2 protein-coding genes are annotated in these 1659 nt (G+C 70.0%); both read right to left on the bottom strand.

All coding sequences use genetic code 11. The features are described 5' to 3' along the window. A partial coding sequence (locus tag J0670_RS37560) for a hypothetical protein (RefSeq protein ID WP_207817255.1) occupies window positions 1-940 on the bottom strand: 940 nt, incomplete at its 3' end. A 232-nt stretch (window positions 941-1172) separates the two neighbouring features. Further along, window positions 1173-1562 (bottom strand): VOC family protein, encoded by a 390-nt coding sequence (locus tag J0670_RS37555; RefSeq protein ID WP_207817256.1) that lies wholly within the window; start codon window positions 1560-1562, stop codon window positions 1173-1175. Between the last annotated feature and the right edge of the window lie 97 nt (window positions 1563-1659).

Here is a 1659-nt window from a genome sequence, read left to right as displayed (position 1 = left end):
TGTCGACCGGGCCCTGGTCGGTGTCCGGGGTGAGGCTGAGCGACTCGGAGAACCAGCGCCCCGGCCCGGTGGAGTCGGCGACCGACAGCCGGATCCGGTAGTCGTGGCGCGCGCCCTTGCCGAGGCCGCCGACCACCGTCGGCAGCTTCCAGACGTTGTTCGTGCCCGGGACGGTGGTCCACTTGCCGTCCTGCAGCACGTCCAGCTTGAGGGTGGCCGGGATCGGGTGGGAGCCGTCACCGAGGCGGAGCGTCGGGTTGATCCCCGCGTTGATGGCCGCGCCGTTGTTGGCCAGGAAGAGGTCGGCCTCGTACGACTGCTTGTACGAGGCGGTGCCCGAGGTGTTGCCGAAGCTCTGGACGAGGGCGCCGGTGGGGGCGATGACCGGAAGGGTCACCGGGTCGCTGTCGGTGCTGTCGTTCTGGTCGTTCACCAACTCGAACCGCACGGCGGTGTCCTCCGCCGGGAGGGCGGACTTCACCTTGAAGGAGAGGGCCCAGCTGTAGGTCGTGTGGGCCGGCACCTTGAAGCTCGTGGCGGACATGTGCCGTTCGGGCACGACGAAGCCGGCGAAGCCGTTCTGGCCGTAGGTCTCCACGCCGGAGGTGGGCGGGGCGGAGATCGCCTTGGCGTCGAAGTTGATCCAGTACCACCCGGTGAAGCCGGAATTCACCGGCTTGACGTTCACCGCCGGGTGGAACGGCTGTTCCTGGTCGGAGTCGTTGGTGACGGTCAGCGTCATCTCCGCGCCGTTGCCGCTGCGGACGAGCGGGGCCTGCCCGGCGTTCGGCGTCAGGGTCGCCACCAGGGGCTTGGTGTCGCCCGGTGCGGGGGTGTCGGCGAAGGCGGTCGCCGGGGCGAGCGCGGTGGTGCCGGTGGCGACCACCAGCGCGGCGGCGGCCACCAGACGGGGGCGCCGGCTTGACGAGTGCGTGAACATGGGTGATTTCCCCCCCGGAAAAGAATCGAATGCAGCCGTTCGCCGGGGTGTTCCGCCTCTCCCTGCGGGCCCAGCAGCTGCGATATGAAGATCTTCTCAGGCGAATCGTTTGTTCACCACCATGTTTTCCGCCACCGTGCGACGCACATCAGGACGGCCTCCGGCAGTGACGGTCCGTCTCCGGCAGTGCCGGTCCGAGTGCCGCCGGAGGACGCGCCGGGGGCGCCCCGGGTCAGGCGGCTCCGGCGTCCTCGGGGTACCAGCGGAGTTCGACGGTGTTGCCGTCCGGGTCCTGGACGTAGAGCGAGGTCGCGGTGCCGCGGGCGCCGTAGCGGGGGGATGGGCCCTCCAGGACGGTGAAGGCGCCGGAGTCGATGACCTCCTGCCAGTCGAGCGGCTCCACGGTGAGGCAGATGTGGTCGACGTTGGACTCCTGCCGCGGCCGGTGGACCAGGTCGATGATCGTCTCGGGGGTGACCCGCACGGACGGGAACGGCGCCTCGCCCGCCCGCCACTCCTCGACCCGCACCGGTTCCAGCCCCAGCAGCCCCGAGTAGAACTCCAGCGCCCGCTCGATGTCACCGACGTTGAGGACCAGGTGGTCGAAGGCCTTGACCCGCATGCTGCTCGGCTCCATTTCCCGTTCCGCGTTCGGACGATCTCCACGATGCTCCGTCCGGCGCCGCGGATCAATGGGCCCGCCCCGGGTCAGCCGACGT

Origin of the sequence: Streptomyces sp. FH025, assembly GCF_017427025.1 — a bacterium.
Taxonomy (GTDB): Bacteria; Actinomycetota; Actinomycetes; order Streptomycetales; family Streptomycetaceae; genus Kitasatospora.
The sequence above is the reverse complement of the archived record's forward strand: the minus strand, read 5'-3'. Positions and strand labels throughout refer to the sequence as shown.